Source organism: Sulfurimonas sp. hsl 1-7 (assembly GCF_030577135.1).
Classification (GTDB): Bacteria; Campylobacterota; Campylobacteria; order Campylobacterales; family Sulfurimonadaceae; genus Sulfurimonas; species Sulfurimonas microaerophilus.
On record NZ_JAUIRR010000002.1, the window covers coordinates 205,820 to 225,625 of the forward strand.

The window sequence follows — 19,806 nt, forward strand, 5'->3', positions numbered from 1 at the left end:
ACTTATTTTTTTGTCACGATCGCAAAGCTTAATTGCAGTATCTCTGTATGTTTCTTTATAAACTCGTTTAAATCATCAAGTTGCAGCGCTTCGATCTTTTGTAACTCCTCTTTAGAGTGGTCAAGTTTAAACCCTTTGTAGTACTCCATAAATGTACGGTTTAGTCTTTGACTCATTGTCTCAACTCTAAGCGGTTCGCTTCCAAGTAAAAACTTCTTCGTCTGCTCTAGTTCATCTTGTGTCACGCCGTTTTTAACAAAGTCTGAGAACACCTCTTTTACAGTTGCTTTTGCTTCATCGCTTGAGTCTATTTTTGTTTGAAGGTATCCTGTTAGGTATGAGCGAGATTTTGTCACTTCGACTCTTGCATATGCACTGTAAGCCAAACCGCGTTTCACACGAATCTCTTCCATTAAACGGCTTCCAAAACCGCCAGTTCCCAAGATAAAAGTAGCTACTCTTGCTTTGTAGTAATCCTCATCGCTTACATCCATATTGTACGGAGAACCGAAATAGATATACGCCTGTTGTGTCTCTTTGTCTAACACATTCTCTTTTGGCTCTGCTCTTACTTCAAAGTGCTCTAACTCTTCAGCTTTCCCTTTAGGAAGTGTTTTTAAAACTTTTTTGATCTGTTTTTTTACATCCTCTAAAGTCACGTCTCCGCCAACCACTACGATTGCACGAGATAGACAGATATGCTCATTTACAAACTCTTTTACATCTTTGAGTTTGATCTTTTTAAGTGTTTCGATCTCACCGCTGCTAGGTTGTGCGAGTACCGTCCCTTCAAAAAGAACTTTGTTTAACTCAACTGCCGCAACATAGTCAAAGTCGTTTGCTTTTCTTGAAAGTCCGCCTATCATAGTCGTTTTTACTTTTTGAAGTGCATTTTCACTGTAGTTTGGATCGTTTAGTAGCTCTTTTAGATACTTCATAGAGTTTGCATACTGCTCTTTTAAAGAACTTACTTCGATCACAAAAGTCTCTTTGCCGCAATTTGAAGAGATATGGATAGCACGAGATTCTAACTCCTGTGCGAAACCGTCAGAACCTAATTTTTTCGTCCCCTCATTTAAGATACGAGACGAAAATTTTGCAAGACCTGCTATCTTTGTATCACCGATGCTTCCCGAGTTTGTAAATACAAACTGCGTTGTCACAATGGGGAGTCTTGAATCCTCTTCAAAAATTACGGGAACGTCTATACCCTTTACCTCTATACTCTCAATCTTTGCTGCCATTACAATCTGTCCTAATAAAAAAAGTGCTAGAAAAAACTTCATTAAAAAGTCTCTAAAATATCATACGCCGTATTTCTAATTGCCGGTGTTTCACCTATCTCTTTGATAAGATGTACCATCTCATCTTTTGCCATTCTAAAACTAGCCCCTGCAGAACTTACAACGTTCTCTTCCATCATAGTTGAGCCGAGATCGTTCGCTCCAAAATGAAGTGCCATCTGCCCGATGTATGGACCTTGCGTTACCCATGAACTTTGAATATTCGGTACATTGTCTAGATATAGTCTTGCAACCGCTAGAAGTCTTAAATATCTGTTTGATGATGGTTTTGGCATATCTGGGATCAGGCGTAAAAGCTCAGTATTTTTCCCTTGGAAACTCCACATAATAAATGCTCTAAATCCGCCCGTTTCATCTTGTAAGTTTCTTACCATATCGAGGTGATCGATAATATCTTCATCACTTTCAACAGTTCCGTACATCATAGTCGCAGTTGATTTAATGTCAAGTTTGTGTGCCTGTCTATGGATATCTACCCATACCTCACTGTCGATCTTTTTCGGTGCAATGATGTCTCTTACTTTGTCTGATAGGATCTCAGCTCCAGCACCAGGAATAGATGCCAACCCTTTTGCTTTTAGGCGAGCTAAAACTTCAGATACCGAGATACGCGAAACTTTAGCGATAAAGTCGATCTCGATCGAAGAAAATCCGTGGATCGTAATGCTAGGATATTTTGTATGGATATGTTCAACCAAATCCTCATACCACTCGATCTTTAGCTTTGGATGTACTCCCCCTTGAAAAAGGATCTGTGTCCCGCCGATTTCTAAGAGTTCATCTATCTTTGCATCAATCTCATCAAATGTGAGTACATATGCATCTGCATCTTTTTCATGTCTGTAAAATGCACAGAATTTACAGTCAACCCAACAGATGTTCGTGTAGTTAATGTTTCTGTCTATTACAAACGATGTAACACCATCAGGATGTAACTCTTTTTTTCTTTGTGTCGCTAATCTTCCTAACTCTTTGAGATCGGCATTTCTAATTAAATCAAGTGCTTCTGCTTTTGTTAGTCTTTTTTGCATTGTCCCGCTCTAGTTGTAATTTTATCCATCGCATTATTTACTTTTGCAATTTTTTCAGGGGCATTTAGAAGATGGTGTTCAGCCAGCCACGTACCATCTCTGTATGCCATGTTTACTTTTCCGTCATTGTTTTTGTACACCAAGATACGAAGTGGAAGATCAAGCCCTGATCTAATATCTTGCTGCATCAATGCAGTTCCAAGTTTAGGGTTTCCAAATATCACTACTTTAGACTCGGCTAGCTCCATCCCTACAGCTTTTGCATTTGCACCGTGATCGATAGTAGCAAATACACTGAGACCTTTTTTCTTCACAATATTTTGTATGTTTAAAACTGTTTCATCTACACTGCAAGAACTCTCTTTAATGATCAGCTCTGAAGCAAGTAAACTCCAAGAGAGAGTAACTAAAAATAGTAAAATTTTCATTATTTCCAACCTCTGTTTCGTGGGTTTATCGATCTTTTTCTTATGACAGTAGTATAGATTACATATACCAATATTAAAACAACGAATAATACTAAAATAATCTGAAACCAAGCACTCATATTGAGTATGCGTTTAAGAATCGTTTGATGCTGTTTTTCATCAATCCCAATCGAAACCATCTGTGTTATATGAGAGATTGCAGAGATCGCTAAATTTCCATTTGGAATTGTTTCATGACATGATAAACAAACACCTCTGCGATCAAGCTTATCCCTTTGAAGATCATTTAAAACTTTAGATAGATTAAAGTGTGTGATGTTTGTATCTTGAAACATCCCCCCATCAACACTTCCGTTTAAAACCTTAGAAGAGGTATGGCAAGACTCACAACTTCTTGCTTTTTTCCCAATCGTATGAGGGCTCAGCGGTTGTAAGAGATTCTCATCTTTTACAATCGTGCTATTTCCCTTAGGATCAATAACTACTACTTTAGCAGGTGTTTTTGGTACTGCCGGGCTAATCTTTCCATCTTTGTTTTGTACTAAAAACGGTTCCTCCCATCTCATGAACGAACTGTTTTTTACTACATTTTGTGTTTTGTTTCTCAGCTCTTTTCTCGTTAGTGTAGAACCGTAAAATTGAGGTGCCCATGCAGCATGACAACTTGCACACTCTAAACTTTTTGCATGTCCTTCAATATTTTTCATAGCTACACATGCTGCTTTAGAGAGGGCATTGCTTCTTTTTAAAAGTTTCAGAGGTTTGAGTTCTATAGTTTTATTAGATGCTAAATTGAAAAAAAGGCTATCCCCTTGTCGCTCAGCTTTAATATCTGAGTGATTTTCCAATTCCCAAGGGTATGCTTCGATCGTTCCGTGACAATCTTGACACTTAATCTTACTCGTTTGCTTTGCTTGCCAAAAACCGTCACTGTGGAGCTCTTTTGAACTATGACAATCTTGACATATCATCCCTTTTTGAAAATGGACGTCACCTTGCATGTGAAAATATTCTGAAGAACCGTAGTTTTTTTGAAGAAGTCCCTGGTAAGAGAGTATGATCGGTTGATCATCATTAGAAAAATGTTTATAGTTTGTAAGTGTAACCGGAGATGTTTTTTGCAGATTATCTTTTAAATGTGGCTTAGTATCTACATGACAAGTTGTACATTCACTTGTCATATATTTTGTTTGTTCTTGGTGACAAGAACTACATTCATTCGATCCAAAAAGATTTAAAGCAAACGCTAGTACGAGTGCAAGAGTCCTCATAAAACTACTTTTTGTCTTTAGAGATTGCGTCTAATACACCGTTAATAAATTTTGGAGACTGTTCAGTTCCAAAAGCTTTTGTGATCTCAACAGCTTCATTAATAATAACGGCATTGTCAAGTTCGCTAAATAGGATCTCATATGCTGCAAGTCTAAGTGTCGCTCTCTCAATAGCACCAAGACGCTCAAAATCCCACTCTTTTAGATGTTCGATGATTGCACTGTCACATTCCGGTAGTTTTTCCATTACACCTTCGTATAAATTAAGTGCAAAATCTTTTTGTTTATTACGGATCTTTTTCTCTTCTAAGATCTCATCTGTGTGTTCAGCGATATTACCGTTTCCTAAATCGTAAGCGTATAATAAACTTACAACTGCCATTCTTGCGTGATGTCTAGTCGCCATTACAGTACCTCGTAAAGGTCAAGCATTTCAAGTACAACAGTCATTGCTTCAAAACCTTTGTTTCCTGCTTTTGTCCCCGCTCTCTCAATTGCTTGCTCGATCGTATCCGTTGTTAAAAGACCAAACGATACCGGTTTTTGGTATTTTAAACTCATTGATGCGATCCCTTTTGTCGCTTCAGCAGATACATAATCAAAGTGTGGAGTTGAACCGCGGATCACTGCACCTAATGCACATACACCGTCATATTTTCCACTCTCTAAAAGTTTTTGAACAACCATCGGTAATTCAAATGCACCCGGTGCTAACACGTGTGTTAAATTACTCTCTTCACCGCCGTGTCTTAAGAATGCATCTTTTGCACCCTCTACAAGTCTGTCAACTACAAAGTGATTCCATCTTGTACTTACGATTGCAACTTTTTTACCCTCAACGGCTCTTAATTTACCTTCAATAACGTTCATCATTTTCCTTTAATCTATATCGCTTGAATCTTTTTGATTTTTTCTATTAAATCATTTAATTGGTCTAATTTTACCATATTTGGCCCGTCACTCAAAGCAACGCTTGGATCGAAGTGTGTTTCAAAGAAGAAACCATCAACCCCTATTGCCGCCGCTGCACTTGCCAGGTAAGGTACCATCGAACTGTCTCCACCTGTTTTACCGTCTTGTGCTGTCGGCATTTGAACCGAGTGTGTAGCATCAAAAATTACAGGTGCATAATTTCTCATAATCACAAGATTTCTCATATCTACTACAAGATTGCCATAACCAAAAGAGTTCCCGCGTTCACAAAGATACACTCCGTGTTTTTGAGAATTTTCATAAGTCGCTTCATCACATCCACGAGTTTGCAGCACTTTTAAAAGCGGGTACTTCATAGCGTCTGCTGAAAGAAACTGCCCTTTTTTAATGTTAATCTCTTTATCTGTCTGTGCACACGCTACAAGTAAATCTGTCTGGCGACATAAAAATGCCGGAATCTGTAACATATCTACAACCTGTGCAACTTTTTCAACCTGATAAGTTTCATGTACATCTGTAACAATTTTATATCCGAATTCATCTTTTACTTTTTGTAAAATACGAAGCCCTTCATCGATTCCTAGACCGCGAAAAGACTCTAACGATGTACGATTTGCTTTGTCAAAACTCGCTTTGAAATAAAAATCTATACTATCATCTTCATGATACTTTTTTAATTCTGCAGCAATTTTTAAAATATTTTCTTCACTCTCTATGACACATGGTCCCGCAAGTAATTTCATAACATCTTCTTTAATAGAAATTTTTATAATTATACCGTTTTGTTGTAAATCTACACTTATGCTATTTTCGAGAAACTTAAAAGATTAGTCAAAGTCAGCATACAGGCGTGATTCTTTATTTTCAAGAAGATCTTTTAACATCTCCAAAATAACGAAGTTTTTACTTGCAATGTAATCATTTGAATCTGTTTGCAAGTACTTTTCAAGCTCTTCGTAGGTTCTATAAACATCCTCTTTATATCTTTGAAGATCATCCCCTTTGAGTTCAGCAATCACTTTACCTTCATCATATTCACCACTTTCAAAAAGCAAGGCATCTCCCGTATTGCTTATTATGTAGCTCTCACCGTTAAAACCGCTCCACCCTTCGTAGCAAGTAAGTAGACTCAATATACTTGGAGAGTTCAACTGCACATTCATAAGTCTGCTTTCCTCTGCTATGGCACTAATTACCAGGCGATAATCTAGTGTAACACTATAATTATCCAGATACTCCTCTTCATCTTCGTCATCATAATATTCCCCAAGCAAAGCATCAACATATTTGCTCTTATCTATCTTTGACTCTGAATAATATCTTACAGTTAAATCAAGACTCATTTTGCCCTCGCCACCATAATTCCTGCAACAATAATAAGTACGATTCCGATCGTAGTGCTCATACTTGGAAAGGCATCCCCTAACAACATCCCTACACAGATTGAGAAGACAATGTTACTGTAACTAACAGTCCCGACAATTCCTGCCTTTGCATATCCATATGCTTTTGTCATCAACAGTTGTGAAATGGTTGCAAATACGCCCATAGCCAGTACATAAAACCACACTATCCCTTGCGGCAGTACAAATTCCCCAAGCATAAAGTCAAGTTCCGGTATTTCTAAAAACGGAGATATTAAAAACAGAATCACGGGCCCTACTGTACCTACACCCATAAAAGAGAGTACTATGCTTCTTGTATCATAGTAGTTTTTTAACTCTCTGATCGAAGTGTATGCAAGTGCAGCACCCACACCTGAGAAGATTCCAAGTAAATCGTACTTTGTAAATCCGACTTCCGTCGGCTGTGTAATAAACACTATTCCCACAAACCCAAGTCCGATCGCACCCCATGCTTTAAGACTTAACTTCTCTTGTAAAAACATCCATGCAAATATTGCTGTGAAGATAGGGGATGTTTTTGAGTATGTCATCGCATCACCGAGTGGGATATGGGCTATATTGTAAAAGAAAGCAAGAAGTGCGACAAACCCCATGAATCCTCTAAAAAAGAGTAAAAAAGGTTTTCCCCCTTTGTTTTTTAAAGGTCTTTTCCAAATCGCAAGGCCCACTAAAATAACACCCGCTATATTTCTAAAAAAAACAACCTCCAAAGAGCTCATGTGATCTGATGCCAGTTTTGCAAATGCACCCATGATCGCAAATGTAAAAGATGCGATGAGCATATAGAGTACACCCTTATTTATTTCTAAAATTCTTTTCATAATTGAAATTCTACTTACATTAACCTCTTTTTTGTATTATAATTTATAAATAATCTATACCAACAGGAGACAATTGATGTCTTATATAATAATTACTTTACTTACCGGTGTACTTTTTTACTACGTATTTAGAAGTTATTCAACATATGAAGCATATACGGCTGAAACTATGAAAAAGTATGCAGCTACACCCGAAGCTATTGAAAATAGTGACCTTGGACTTTTTGTAGCTCTTGTAGCAAAAGTTGCAAAAGCTGACGGAAAGGTGGATAATCTTGAAGCAGAACTCGTAGGACTAATGTTTGACGATGTTTCTTCTGTGTTTCCAGAACCTCAAAAAACGCGCGAAATTCTCAAAGATATTTTTGCAAGAGAAAAAGATCGAAGCGATAATGTTAAAGAGATCGCACAAAGATTAGGGGATGCTACACATAAAAATACTACCCAGCAAGAAAAATTTATGGGCTTTTTAATCCAGCTTGCTTTTGCAGACGGTCAAGTAAGTAAAGAAGAAGAGGAGCTTTTACAGATCATTGCTGAGACAATGAGAGTAAATCCGGGAGTTTACCATCAAATCTTTGATCATTTTGAAGAGATGATTAAAAATATTCAACCACAACACACTGTAAAAAATGCTTACAATATTTTAGGTGTATCTGAAAATGATGATATGCAGACAATTAAAAAAGCGTATAGAAAACTTATACGAAAATACCATCCGGATATTATTGCATCACAAACTCATTCTGAAAAGCACATGGAAGATGCAACTAAAAAAACACAAGAGATCAATCAGGCGTATGAACTGATTAAAAAAACAAGAGGAGAGTAATTCTACTCCTCTGTGTAATCAGCTTCCCAGAAAAAATCTATCCACATTTTTGCCTCTTTAATCCAAAAAGTAGGCTCATATTTTGAAGTATGTTTATAAAACAGTGTAGCTGAAATAAACTCTATATTTTCAAAATTATTTTGAAGGTACTCCATTACAAACTTTAGTGTCTCACCGCTGTCTGATATATCATCCACTACCAAAACTTTTTTATGTTGTTCAAATTTACATTCCCCAAAAAGTTTGATAGCATCACGTTTCGTCGTATCGTCATATAACTCTGTACGTATCGTTTGAACATCTCTTAAATCAAGACCTTCAGCCAAACAATGTCCAAGTGTCAGACCACCCCGTGAGATCGCAACAATGCCGTCAGGCTTTTGTGTTTCAACTTGTTTGAGTAACGCTTTTGTATCGGTTCTAAACTCTTCATATGTGTAATAGTGTTTCAAAATATTCCTATAGATTTAAATTTTCCAACGTTGCATAATATTTGCTAAAGAATTTTGCTAGTATACTATATCCATAAATAAAATAAAAGGTCATACAATGATGAAAAATATCTCTAAGATTGCTTTATCTTTAACGCTTGCAGCTTTCGTATCTGCTTGTGGTGATAAAAAACCAGAGCCTCAAGATCAGCTTCCAACTGATTTTCAGTGTAAACAAGAGAATGTTCTTGCACCTACTTGGACTTGTATCCCTGATGTACCGGGTTACTATTCAGGTGTTGGTGTAGCTGATAAATCTGCTGCAGGTATTGCACACATGAGAAGAGTTGCTGTTATGAACGGTAGAAGTGACCTAGCGCAACAGATCCAAACACAAGTAAAAGACAAAGTAGAAGGTTTTACTCGTGCTACTGGTAACGGTTCAGCTGAAACTGTAGATATGGTTACAACTGCAGTAACAAAACAAGTTGCAAAAGTTGATCTAAAATCTTCAAAAGCTGTAAATATGTGGCAAGCACCATCAGGAGCTATCTATATGCTAGTTACTGTTCCAGAAGGTGAAGTAAACAAAGAGGTTAAAAAAGCTGTAAAAACTAGCTTCAAAAACGACGAAGCTTTATGGCAACAATTCCAATCTAAACAAGCTCTTGAGCAATTAGATAAAGAGTTCCCAACAGAGTAATCACTCTTAAAAAAGTCTCCCCTGCTTCGGGGAACTTTTTGTAAAAAAACTCTCAAAATATTTGATCCACGATCGAATACTTTGCATTCGTCTCTCTATAGTACTTCCACTTAAATTATATGCTTGAAAATCTTCTTCGTTTTGCTCTAACTTTTTCAACTGCGCAAAACATATAGGTTCAGAAAAAATAATTCTAGCAAACTCTTCTAACCTTTTTTCGATGTTTAAAGTAAGCAGGCGCTCTCCACGCTCTGTTAAAAAGATCTCTGAATCACGCTCTTGACATACCCTCATCCATTTTAAAACATTTAGATAATAATCGTATTGCCTTGAGACAATATCAAACTCATCAGTTACACTGGTTTTTGTAGGATGTTCCTCTTTGGCGATATTTAAAAAGATTGCATGTACTTTCTCAAAATCGTTTGCCTGAGGAAACGGAATCGTCCGATCAACTAAAATGGTTTTATTTTTCTCTAACAGATCGAGTCTAAAAGAGCTTTTACGATCAAAGACAAATGCCTTCTCTTGATCATGCAAAGCCGTAATTATATTGCCGTCATAATAAAAAGGGATAAATCGAAAGATATCGTCTTGGTAATAAAAAACAAAACTTCTGACCTCTTTTCTCTGCCCTTTGAGTTGGGTTTTCCAAAAGAGCTCCGGGTATAACAGCTGTCTGATGTTGATGTTATTTCTATAGCCTATTTTGGCTTCTACCAAATTAACGCTGTTTTGCCCTTCATAACCGCCGTCAACCTCTATTTGCACCCCTTCAATATCATAGGGTACCGAGTCTAAACAAAAAGATAGTTTCCCTCGTAATCTTCCGCGGATAGTTAAGTTTGTCGCTTCACCGAAAACTTCATCCAACATTCCAGATATGCTTGCTATATCTAACGCTGCCGATTCACTTTTAAGATTAAGTGGATCAAGCGTTGTAATATCTACAGGTTGTTTAATCGTTTTTATTTCACACTGCGGCTCTTTTTCTATATAGATAAAAGGGTCTGTTTTTGCAATTCTGTAAAGTCCGTTTTCAATTGCCAAAATCGATAAAGAGTTTTCCTGCATCACTACAGGAAGGTGTTCTTTGTGATCCGTCTTGGTCATTAGTCTGGCTTCTTTGCCGTCTCTTTTTTTTATCTCTTCGGCCGAGATGTCAAAATAACCGTTTGTCTTAATATGTTCTAAGATATCAAGATCATCAAAGATGTGGTTCCATGCTTCATTGTTAGAGACTTTTTGCATAATGAACCTTAGTAGTTTGTTACAACCACTTCTGTAATCTTGCCTCTTTTTGAAGCGTTAGAGTTAATATTTCTCGTCGCTTTTACTTCATGGATAGTGTAGTCTTTATAGAGTTTATAGACATATTCTGCAGAAGAGTTTGAGAGCATAAAATATGCTCCTACATTATCGATATATTCACATAACTCTTTTAATCGAAACTGCATATCTTCATCAAACCCCTGATCTGTATAGCCCGTAAAACTTGAAGTCGCATTTAACGGAACGTAAGGAGGGTCAAAATAGACAAAATCCCCCTCTTTTACATGCTCTTTGATAGACTCAAAATCTCCGTTATTGATTTGTGTATTTTTTAAAAGCTCACTACACGCTTTTATATTTTCACTGTCACAATATTTTGGATTTTTATATCTTCCAAACGGGACGTTACACTCCCCTTTTGAATTTACTCTGTATAAACCGTTAAAACCGGTTTTGTTTAAATAGATAAAGCGGCTTGCTCTTTGAATACTGTTAAGTTTGTCAAACACTTTTTTATCTCGATCGAGTGCTCTTGTTTCATAATAATAATCCGATTCATTTTTATGTTTTGCCAAATCTTTGATCAATTCATCAGGATTGTCTCTAATTGTTTTATAAAGGTTTGTAAGTTCTGTATTGTAATCGTTTATAAAGGCATTTTGCGGTTTAAGTTCAAAGAAAAGTGCCCCGCCTCCGATAAAAGGTTCGAAGTATCGATTGTACTGTTTTGGCATCAATCGTTTGAGATCGGAGAGTAGCTGTCTTTTTCCACCTACCCATTTTATTATTGGCTTACACATCTTCTACCTTCATTTAATATACAGAATCTTACTACGTCAAAAACACATTTTTTAAAAATATGTCAAAATGCAATTTGGCATTATATTTAAAGGTAGCTCAAATTTAGATATAATTCCAAAAAAAATATACTTCTTTTAAGGTACATCTCATGAAAAAAATCGCCATTATCGGTCGTCCGAATGTTGGAAAAAGCTCACTATTTAACAGACTAGTCAAGAAACGTGATGCAATCACATCCGATCTGGCAGGTACTACAAGAGATATTAAAAGAAAAGTAGCCATTATAAATAATAAACAGGCAGAGCTTTTAGATACCGGTGGTCTTGACAAAGGTTGTGAACTATATGACAAGATCAAAGAGATGAGTTTAAAAGCAGCATATGCAGCAGATATCATTCTCTATATGGTTGATGGTAAAGGTTTACCTGAAGAGGAAGATAAAAAGCTTTTTTATGAGCTCCAAACTCTTGGAAAAGATGTAGCTCTTGTTGTTAACAAAATCGATAATGACAAGATGAAAGAGAAACTTTGGGACTTTTACGAATTTGGAACTGATGCTATTTTTGGAATATCTGTAGCACATAACAGAAATACAATTGCTCTACTCGATTGGCTATATGAGAGAATCCCTGATGAGGATATCATTGTCGAAGAGGAGGAACAAGAGGTTGTTTCTGTTGATGAAGAGGAACTTAGTGATGAAGAGTTCTTTATGGAAGATAAAAGCGATGATGAAGAGGATGGCTACTACTACTGGGATGCAGATGATGAAAGCAATTTTGAAGATGATTCAATCTTTGCAGAAAATGACAACATCAAAGAGTATGATCCAGAAGATGACAACCATATAAAAATCGCTATTATCGGGCGTACAAATGTCGGTAAAAGTTCACTTTTAAATGCTCTTTTACATGAAGAACGTTCAGTTGTTAGTAGTGTAGCAGGGACAACTATAGATCCTATTGATGAGACTATCGTTTACAAAGACAAACAACTCACATTCGTAGATACTGCCGGTCTTCGCCGTCGCGGTAAAATTGTAGGTATCGAGAAGTATGCTCTGCTTCGTACGAAAGAGATGCTTGAAAATGCAAATATGGCCTTAATCGTTTTAGATGCAAGTGAACCTTTTAAAGACCTTGATGAAAAGATTGCGGGACTTGTAGACTCGAATCGTCTGGCTGCTATTATCGTACTTAACAAATGGGATATCTCAGATAAACAAGAGCACGATAAAATCATCCAAGAGGTACGCGACAGATTTAAATTCTTGGCATACGCACCGATCATTACTCTCTCGGCAAAATCGGGGCAGCGTGTTGATAGACTTCACGACATGATTCTGAGCATCAATGAAAACTATACACAAAGAATTCCAACTTCACAACTCAACGAAGTATTACAGCGTGCACTTAGACGCCACACACTTCCAAGTGTAAGCGGACAGGTAATTCGTATCTACTATGCGACACAGTATGAAACAAGACCACCGAAAATTGCACTCGTTATGAATAAGCCAAAAGGTTTACACTTCACATATAGAAGATATTTGGCAAATAAATTTAGAGAAGCATTTAATTTTGAGGGGACACCTTTACTGTTTAAGGCGAAGAAAAGAGGGTAAGGTAGCGTTCCTTTGGAACAACCTTATCCCCTATTTTCAAGGGAGAAGGTTAAAACGGTTTTATTACTACCATTGCAACAATTACCAACATCAATAATGTTGGAATTTCGTTGTACATTCTAAAGAATTTTCCACTTTTTGTACATCGATCAGCTTCAAAATCTCTGCGAAACTTCTCTAACGACACAAAATAGATCACTAAAAATACAACAAACAAGATTTTTGCATGTAACCAAGCGTTACCGCTAAAACCGAGACTGTATGCCAGATAACCACCACTTAAAAGTGTAGCCCACATTGCAGGAACACCGATATACTTAAAGAGTTTATACTCCTGAATTTTCACAACCTCTACAAAACCTTTGTTCTCGATGTTCTCTGCATGATATACAAATAATCGAGGAAGGTAGAATAAAGCGGAAAACCAAGATATAAACGAGAGTACATGAAACCATACTACCCAGTCATACATCTTTGTATCCTTTAAAAGTTTTTCTCTAAATAGATAGAGTTATAGTTTGAACCACCGTGAACACCGCTAAAAGTTCCAAATATCCCTGAACGATGTTTCATTACAACACCTAAGTAGAGTTCCTCCAAAGGTTTTGATCCTATAAGTTTTCCAAGATCAAAATCTATACTAAGATCAAGATAATTTAAAAATTTGGAAGTTGGAGAAGTTTTAAGCTCTGCATCAAGTTCTTCAATTTGTAACAGTCTTGTTGTATAGGAGAGTCCTTCACCAAGACCTAAACGAACACGATTATCCAAAAAATCAAGGTTCCAAAATGCTTTGATGTAAACATCTGCACCATAACAATCTTCAAAGTTGTTTTCATTGTAATAAACAAAACCAGCTTTAGCGTAAAGATCTATAGGCCACTCATTTACGTTACTATACAATAACTTACCAGCATCAACAGAATAAAGCTTATACTCTTTATGATCTGGATCTACGTCACCTAATAAAATATCCCCAAGATCTTTAACTGAAGACCAACCATAAACACCACGAATTGAATATTGATTTTCACTAGCAGATAAGCTAGTGAAAAATAGCAGTAGAATACTTAAAAAAAATATTTTATGCATCAACCACTTCTAAGTCTTTTAATGACTCAGCACCATGAGAAACAACTCTTTCATGTAAACGACGAAGTGCTTTTGTAGCACGCTCAACTGCAAGATCGATTGCAGCATCTAAATCTTCATCATGTTGTGTAATAATTACAGGGTTAGCGTGAGCAACTTTAATATTGAACTCTACCATTACACCTTTTTTCTCAGATGCTACAACACAGTCAATACTTGTAATATCTAGTGAATATTTTCTAAATGCTTCAACAGCGTTTCCAATGTGGTCTTTTGTATTGTCAGTTAATGTAATATCTTTTGCACGAATTTGTAAATTCATAACATATCCTTTATATAGGGCTTTTATACCCTTTAATTTACTCAAATAATAGCAAAATAAAGCTAAGATGAGTATAATACGAAAAAAAATAGGAAGAGATGTATGAGAGTTTTTACAGGAATTCAACCATCAGGAGATCTGCATTTAGGGAATTACTTCGGTTCCATTAAGCAGATGGTTGATGCACAAGAACAAAATGAGACTTTTGCATTTATTGCAAACTACCACGCTATGACATCACTTAATGACGGAGATCGTCTTAAAGAGTTAACGATGCAAGCGGCAACTGATTTTTTAGCACTTGGAATTGATCCTTCTAGATCAACGTTCTGGGTACAATCAGATGTTAAAGAGGTATTAGAGCTTTATTGGGTACTTTCATCTTTTACACCTATGGGATTATTGGAGCGTGCGCACAGTTATAAAGACAAAACTGCCAAAGGGATCGCAGCAAACCATTCACTATTTTCTTATCCTGTATTAATGGCAGCAGATATATTACTATTTTCTCCGGATGTTATTCCTGTTGGAAAAGATCAGATACAACACGTTGAGATCGCACGTGATATTGCTATCAAGTTTAACAATGAATACGGTGAAATATTTAAACTTCCTGAGTATCAAGTTGCTGAAAATGTTGCAACTGTACCCGGTACAGATGGGCAAAAAATGTCAAAAAGTTACGGGAACACTGTAAATATTTTTGGTGAAGAGAAAAAACAGCTTAAAACGATCAAAAAAATCGTAACGGAAAACGTACCGATGGAAGCTCCAAAAGAGTATGAAGAGTGTAATGTTTACAATATGGCAAAACTCTTTTTAAATGAAAATGAGTGCCAACTGCTTCAAGAAAGATATCAACGAGGCGGAGAGGGGCACGGCCACTTCAAACTTTACCTTCACGATGTAATTTGGGAGTATTTTAGACCATACAGAGAAAAGCGTGAATATTTTGAAACACATCAGGATGAAGTGAGAGAGATTTTAAATGCCGGTGCTGATAAAGCAAGAGCCGTAGCCTCTGAACTTATTGAAAAAGTTAGAAGCGTTACGGGAATCAAATACTAAAAGGTAAAATTATTTAATTTTACCTTTACCTTTTAAAGTGTTACCTTTTCTATCAACAGCAACCATCTCTAGAGAGTCACCTTTAGCACCGATACCTTTGATATCGAATTTAAAGATTGGGTTTTTAGATAGGTATTGAGAAGTAGACATCTCCATTACAGTTTCACCGTTAACAGTAGCAACAACGTGAGTAATGAAGTTAGCATTTTCTCTGTCACCAGTTTTTTTCTCCGCCATGTTGTATGTAGACATCTCATGTTTAGCCATTGCTTTAACAGAAACTACGCCGCCTTTTAATTTTGCTTTTACTTTAATATCAGCCATTTTTTATCCTTATATTTTTTCTTATTCATTCACTATCTGCCTTTTATAAGACAAGCTTTAGTCGCCAAAGTGGCGCAAACGTAGCCAATTTTGGAGCTTTGCTTCAATGGCGTACATATAAATCTTTAACCTTCACATCCACCAAGTGCAACATCTAAAGTTTGTTTAGCAGCATAAAGTTTACCGTCAGTACCTTCAGCTACGATAGTAATAGTACCAGATTTAGCCATTTTGATTTTAATTGAATAATCCATAACATCGTATTTAGATACAGTGTAAACACATACAGCAGCTTCTGGGTTAGCATCTTGGAATACTGCTACAGTTTTAGCAGGAACAGATACTGAAAAATCTACTGGAATTGCACCACCGTTAGATGCAACAGCTTTTTTAGGGCTGTCAGATGCAACTTTAGCAGCAGTTAATTTAACATTACTCATAGTGAGGTCTTTTTTACCATACATTGCCATGATAGCATCATCAACAGTGTGTGCAGTCCATACAGCTGGTTTAGATTTTCTGAAATCCTCAGCTCTTACGCTTGCAGGTACAACAGCTAAAGCTAATGCACCTAAAGTCATACTTAAAAATTGTCTTCTTTCCATAATCTTTTCCTTACTTTGAAATTAAATATTATTGTATAATGTGTTAGCTTATTTTAAACCCTCTATATGTTGAGCAAGTGCTTTCATATCAGCTTCGTTTAATTTTGCCACTTGACCTTTCATCACACCTTTCATAGGACCACCGTATGTTCCATCTTTATATCCTTTTAAAGCAGCAAGAGTTTTCTCTGCTTTCCAACCTTGAATCACTTGTGATTTTCCTAAAGCTTTTTTCTCACCGTTTGCACCGTGACACGCTGTACATTTTGCAAAGTTAGCGTCTGCACTTAAAGCTGCCGCACCTAAAATTCCTAACGCGATGATTGTTTTTAATAAAGTTTTCATTTGAAACTCCTTTTTTTATTTTGTTAAGAGTAGTATAGAAAATAATTGTGAAGTGATTGTGAAGTGGATTCAGATTTAAAATGTAATGGTAAAAGCTGTATATTTCTCTTCAACAGAATCGACGCTGATCCCAAATCCATACTCATCTACAATAGATTTTACAATATGCAGACCTATCCCAAATCCACCCGTAGAGTTTGTAAATCTAGCATAACGTGTGAAAAGGTTCTCCAAGTTCTCTTTGGCTATCCCTATGCCGCTATCTTTAATAGTTAAACTCTTTTGATTAACTGCTATCTCTATTGTTCCGTTAATAGTATTGTATTTAATAGCGTTTGAAAGAAGATTATCAATTACCTTTATAAGTTTTTTCCGATCAATGTTTAAAACAATCTCTTCTTGAAAATTCTCAATTATCTCAATATTTTTTATTTTTGCCAAAGAGTTGAAATACTCTACTCTCTCATCTAGGACTTCATTGAGTATAAGCTTTTCATCGTGTGATACAAGTTTATGCTTGAGTACTAAAAAGGTAAGATCATCATAGATGTTTGAAAGTGTTTTTGCCCCTATCTCAATTCTGTTTATCACCTTTTGAGAGAACTTGTTTTGCTCCTGAGTTTGAAGCAGTTCAATGTTTGTTAAAATCGTACTAACAGGTGTATTTAACTCATGTGTCGTATCTTTGATAAATCTATCAAGTAGATAGAGTGTATCCTTCATAGGACTCAGTAAAAGTCTGAGTAAGAAATATCCTACACTCAGCATAAATATTAAGAAGATACTGGCAAACAAAACTATCGTACGTAACAGTGAAGATTCAAAATTTTCATCCCCTGCCATCTCAACTATAATATACTGCGCTCCCAAATAATATTCATCACTGTTTTTCAGATAGCGTGCTATCATATTTTGCGTCATCTGCAGAGCACTCAAATCAAGCGTAGGATTTTGTTTTGTTGAATATAGAAGTTTATAATCTTTGTCGTAAAGGGTAGTTTTAAACTTTTTATCCCAAGGATAGAGTAACTCGTTTGTCGTATCGTTTTTCAGATCTTTGAGTTTTAGAGTTAATTCATTGGCATAATCATTTAAAGCGACCAACTGCTCTTGATTATAGATCTCTTTTTGTGAACTGTAATAAAGATATACACCTAGTCCCGTGATAACCAGTGTAAAAAAGATATAGAGTAATAAAAAGTTTCGAAGCGTTTTCTTGCTACTTTTGGATAAATTTATATCCAGATTTTTTAATACTGACAATTGTATCCTTTCCTAAAATTTGACGCAGATGTTTAATGTACGTTCGTACGGCACTCTCACTGCTCTCTTCATCATATCCCCACAATCTGTTCTCAATCACTTCATGACTTACTAATTCATTTTTATGCTGTAAAAAAAGTTTTAAAAGTTGCAGTTCCTTATTCGCTAGTGATATTAAAACACCGTTTTGTTTTAATGTATCATTGCCTGTATCAAAACTGCATCCATTTGGCAGCGTTACTTCATCACTTTTATTATGGTAAAACTCTCTTTTTAAAAGTGTTTCAACTCTTAGTTGCAACTCTTTGAGTGCAAACGGCTTTTTTATATAGTCATCACATCCGCTATCATAGCCACTCTCTAAGTCTGCTATACCACTCAAAGATGTAATAAAGATGGCAGGTGTTTCATTTTGTCTGTCTCTTATTTCACTTAAAAGTTCAAAACCGCTCATTTTAGGGACATTTACATCAAGTAGAAGTAGATCAAAATTATTTTCGTAGGCCTTTTCACCGGCATCTTCTCCGTCAAAACTGCTGATCACTTCATACTCTAAAGATTCTAAAAAATCTTTAACGGTTTCATGCAATGCCATGTCATCTTCAAGAAGTAATATTTTTTTCATACTTAAATTATAACATTGTCTGTAAATATATAAATTGTTTTTGGAGATAGAAGCAAGAAGAGGTGCTTCTAAAGTGATTGGAGTCTAGCAATTATAAGATACTAAAAATGTATCTTATAACTTTTTAGTTGCTTTTGTTATAGCAAACTTTTTACTCCAGATAGGATCTTTTAAATCTAAAAGACCTTTTATCTCGTCATTTACTAATCTGTAACTTAAGTTTACTTCAACTTTTTTAGCACCAGGCAATTTATCAACTTTCAAGACTTTTTTCCCTTTTGCAGGAATACTCATATCTTTAGATTGTTTTCTTGCCATATGAGGCGTACTCTCTTTCCCTTTTCTTCTCGTGTACGTAGTAGTTAAAGAGATAGTTTTATTTTCTATAACTTTGTCTCCGGTATCTTTATAAACTACATCTAAAACTAATTCTCTTCCACCAAAACCGCTAGGGATATTGTGAGGTTGAGGGTTTGTTATAGTGATAAGAAGCTTATTCTGCTTTGTTGACAATGAAAGTTTTAATGCATCTTCCCACATCGCTGAAGAGTGAGCACCCATAAAACCATGATTTCTTACAGTTCTGATTTTTTGTTTTCCATTAATGCTAAATGTTGCAGCGACATCTTGTTTCTGTGGTCCCATATGACATGTCACACATGCCTGGTCCCCTTTGTACTCAGCTTCCATATTTGTAAAGACTAAGCCTTTTTTCACACTTCTGTCATTTGCATGACATACGAAACAAAGTCTGTTAGGTGTTTTATCCATAAAATCGTGGTGTATAGTTTTATGATATGGAGATTGAGCATCATCATATGGTCCCGTCATAGTTCCAGACGGTGTCCATTCAACTCTATCCATTCCACGTTTTTTCTCATCGTATTCATCATGGATTTTATCTACATTATGACATACGACACAATTGATCCCCTCACTGATAGCATTATCGTTAACTGCTTTGTTAACATTACTACCTTTATCAAGGCCCATAACAGCTGCTATCTCATAATCAATACCGGTATCTGTTACTGAAATTCGAGGATTGTGGCATGTTGCACACTCAATTTTTACACTATTAAGACTTTTTCTTGTTTTTCTACTTACATACTCTATACTTTTTCTAAAGTACTCATCATTTTTAAAGTGGCTTTTTGCATGCCAAGAGTTGCTCCACTCGTCCACTATTCTTTTGTGACACGTTTTACAACTTGTAGACTCTTGATACTTTTCATCTACCTTAACAACTTCAGCACCATAACTAAAACTAACTGCGAGTAAAAAAACTAGAAAAATCTTCATATG

25 protein-coding genes are annotated in these 19,806 nt (G+C 36.0%); 4 read left to right on the plus strand and 21 right to left on the minus strand.

Annotated features, from left to right (window positions below; translation table 11 throughout):
* Positions 1-2 precede the first annotated feature (2 nt).
* The 9 genes from QWY88_RS04620 to QWY88_RS04660 all read right to left on the minus strand — a co-directional run bounded on the left by QWY88_RS04620 (position 3) and on the right by QWY88_RS04660 (position 7,194).
* A complete protein-coding gene (locus QWY88_RS04620; protein ID WP_304544590.1) occupies positions 3-1,286 on the minus strand; it encodes a M16 family metallopeptidase in 1,284 nt (427 codons plus the stop codon).
* Positions 1,286-2,335: a dehypoxanthine futalosine cyclase gene (locus QWY88_RS04625; RefSeq protein ID WP_304544591.1), complete on the minus strand. Its 1,050-nt coding sequence runs from the start codon at positions 2,333-2,335 to the stop codon at positions 1,286-1,288. The genes QWY88_RS04620 and QWY88_RS04625 overlap by 1 nt, the downstream gene beginning before the upstream one ends.
* Complete coding sequence (locus tag QWY88_RS04630; protein WP_304544593.1) at positions 2,320-2,763, minus strand: DUF302 domain-containing protein; 444 nt, start codon at positions 2,761-2,763, stop codon at positions 2,320-2,322. Before QWY88_RS04630 ends, QWY88_RS04625 begins: the two co-directional genes overlap by 16 nt.
* Complete coding sequence (locus tag QWY88_RS04635) at positions 2,763-4,034, minus strand: hypothetical protein (RefSeq protein WP_304544596.1); 1,272 nt, start codon at positions 4,032-4,034, stop codon at positions 2,763-2,765. The genes QWY88_RS04630 and QWY88_RS04635 overlap by 1 nt, the downstream gene beginning before the upstream one ends.
* Before the next feature lie 4 nt (positions 4,035-4,038).
* Positions 4,039-4,440, minus strand: coding sequence for a transcription antitermination factor NusB (gene nusB, locus QWY88_RS04640; RefSeq protein WP_304544598.1), 402 nt, complete (start codon positions 4,438-4,440; stop codon positions 4,039-4,041).
* On the minus strand, positions 4,440-4,904 hold the full coding sequence (gene ribH, locus QWY88_RS04645; protein ID WP_304544600.1) for a 6,7-dimethyl-8-ribityllumazine synthase: 465 nt from the start codon (positions 4,902-4,904) through the stop codon (positions 4,440-4,442). The genes nusB and ribH overlap by 1 nt, the downstream gene beginning before the upstream one ends.
* Positions 4,905-4,918: 14 nt before the next feature.
* Positions 4,919-5,710, minus strand: a complete 792-nt coding sequence (kdsA, locus tag QWY88_RS04650) for a 3-deoxy-8-phosphooctulonate synthase (protein ID WP_304544602.1) — start codon at positions 5,708-5,710, stop codon at positions 4,919-4,921.
* A gap of 84 nt (positions 5,711-5,794) precedes the next feature.
* Positions 5,795-6,310 carry a hypothetical protein gene (locus QWY88_RS04655; RefSeq protein WP_304544604.1) on the minus strand — a complete coding sequence of 172 codons (516 nt, stop codon included), beginning with the start codon at positions 6,308-6,310 and terminating at the stop codon, positions 5,795-5,797.
* Entirely contained in the window at positions 6,307-7,194 is an 888-nt protein-coding gene (locus tag QWY88_RS04660; RefSeq protein ID WP_304544606.1) for a DMT family transporter, read from the minus strand. Before QWY88_RS04660 ends, QWY88_RS04655 begins: the two co-directional genes overlap by 4 nt.
* 76 nt (positions 7,195-7,270) lie before the next feature.
* On the opposite strand from QWY88_RS04660, the gene QWY88_RS04665 reads away from it, so the two are divergent.
* A complete protein-coding gene (locus QWY88_RS04665) occupies positions 7,271-8,026 on the plus strand; it encodes a DnaJ domain-containing protein (RefSeq protein ID WP_304544608.1) in 756 nt (251 codons plus the stop codon).
* A 2-nt stretch (positions 8,027-8,028) separates the two neighbouring features.
* Here the strand turns inward: QWY88_RS04665 and QWY88_RS04670 are convergent, their stop codons facing one another.
* Entirely contained in the window at positions 8,029-8,478 is a 450-nt protein-coding gene (locus QWY88_RS04670; RefSeq protein ID WP_304544610.1) for a phosphoribosyltransferase, read from the minus strand.
* A 97-nt stretch (positions 8,479-8,575) separates the two neighbouring features.
* Here QWY88_RS04670 and QWY88_RS04675 point away from each other — a divergent pair, with 97 nt between their 5' ends.
* Positions 8,576-9,160: an LPP20 family lipoprotein gene (locus QWY88_RS04675; RefSeq protein WP_304544612.1), complete on the plus strand. Its 585-nt coding sequence runs from the start codon at positions 8,576-8,578 to the stop codon at positions 9,158-9,160.
* Positions 9,161-9,166: 6 nt separating this feature from the next.
* Here QWY88_RS04675 and QWY88_RS04680 read toward each other — a convergent pair whose 3' ends face one another.
* Together QWY88_RS04680 and QWY88_RS04685 are read right to left on the minus strand one after the other, a co-directional pair.
* Complete coding sequence (locus QWY88_RS04680; RefSeq protein WP_304544619.1) at positions 9,167-10,411, minus strand: type II restriction enzyme; 1,245 nt, start codon at positions 10,409-10,411, stop codon at positions 9,167-9,169.
* Positions 10,412-10,419: 8 nt separating this feature from the next.
* A complete protein-coding gene (locus QWY88_RS04685; protein ID WP_304544621.1) occupies positions 10,420-11,232 on the minus strand; it encodes a DNA adenine methylase in 813 nt (270 codons plus the stop codon).
* 149 nt (positions 11,233-11,381) lie between these two features.
* On the opposite strand from QWY88_RS04685, the gene der reads away from it, so the two are divergent.
* On the plus strand, positions 11,382-12,857 hold the full coding sequence (gene der, locus QWY88_RS04690; RefSeq protein WP_304544623.1) for a ribosome biogenesis GTPase Der: 1,476 nt from the start codon (positions 11,382-11,384) through the stop codon (positions 12,855-12,857).
* Positions 12,858-12,906: 49 nt separating this feature from the next.
* Here der and hemJ read toward each other — a convergent pair whose 3' ends face one another.
* From hemJ to hpf, 3 genes are read right to left on the minus strand one after another with little or no spacing between them, the layout of a single operon-like run.
* Positions 12,907-13,329, minus strand: a complete 423-nt coding sequence (gene hemJ / locus QWY88_RS04695; protein ID WP_304544629.1) for a protoporphyrinogen oxidase HemJ — start codon at positions 13,327-13,329, stop codon at positions 12,907-12,909.
* Between the two features lie 11 nt (positions 13,330-13,340).
* A complete protein-coding gene (locus tag QWY88_RS04700) occupies positions 13,341-13,949 on the minus strand; it encodes a hypothetical protein (RefSeq protein WP_304544631.1) in 609 nt (202 codons plus the stop codon).
* Positions 13,942-14,271 carry a ribosome hibernation-promoting factor, HPF/YfiA family gene (hpf, locus tag QWY88_RS04705; protein ID WP_304544633.1) on the minus strand — a complete coding sequence of 110 codons (330 nt, stop codon included), beginning with the start codon at positions 14,269-14,271 and terminating at the stop codon, positions 13,942-13,944. Before hpf ends, QWY88_RS04700 begins: the two co-directional genes overlap by 8 nt.
* 102 nt (positions 14,272-14,373) lie before the next feature.
* Here hpf and trpS point away from each other — a divergent pair, with 102 nt between their 5' ends.
* Complete coding sequence (gene trpS, locus QWY88_RS04710; RefSeq protein WP_304544635.1) at positions 14,374-15,339, plus strand: tryptophan--tRNA ligase; 966 nt, start codon at positions 14,374-14,376, stop codon at positions 15,337-15,339.
* 9 nt (positions 15,340-15,348) lie between these two features.
* Here trpS and soxZ read toward each other — a convergent pair whose 3' ends face one another.
* From soxZ to QWY88_RS04740, 6 genes are all read right to left on the minus strand, one after another.
* Positions 15,349-15,663: a thiosulfate oxidation carrier complex protein SoxZ gene (soxZ, locus tag QWY88_RS04715; RefSeq protein WP_304544636.1), complete on the minus strand. Its 315-nt coding sequence runs from the start codon at positions 15,661-15,663 to the stop codon at positions 15,349-15,351.
* 125 nt (positions 15,664-15,788) lie between these two features.
* A complete protein-coding gene (locus QWY88_RS04720) occupies positions 15,789-16,268 on the minus strand; it encodes a thiosulfate oxidation carrier protein SoxY (protein ID WP_304544638.1) in 480 nt (159 codons plus the stop codon).
* A gap of 48 nt (positions 16,269-16,316) precedes the next feature.
* Complete coding sequence (locus QWY88_RS04725; protein ID WP_304544640.1) at positions 16,317-16,613, minus strand: c-type cytochrome; 297 nt, start codon at positions 16,611-16,613, stop codon at positions 16,317-16,319.
* 75 nt (positions 16,614-16,688) lie between these two features.
* Positions 16,689-17,876: a sensor histidine kinase gene (locus QWY88_RS04730; protein ID WP_304544642.1), complete on the minus strand. Its 1,188-nt coding sequence runs from the start codon at positions 17,874-17,876 to the stop codon at positions 16,689-16,691.
* Positions 17,833-18,501, minus strand: a complete 669-nt coding sequence (locus tag QWY88_RS04735; RefSeq protein ID WP_304544648.1) for a response regulator transcription factor — start codon at positions 18,499-18,501, stop codon at positions 17,833-17,835. Before QWY88_RS04735 ends, QWY88_RS04730 begins: the two co-directional genes overlap by 44 nt.
* Before the next feature lie 114 nt (positions 18,502-18,615).
* Positions 18,616-19,803, minus strand: coding sequence for a multiheme c-type cytochrome (locus QWY88_RS04740; protein ID WP_304544650.1), 1,188 nt, complete (start codon positions 19,801-19,803; stop codon positions 18,616-18,618).
* Positions 19,804-19,806: the final 3 nt, after the last annotated feature.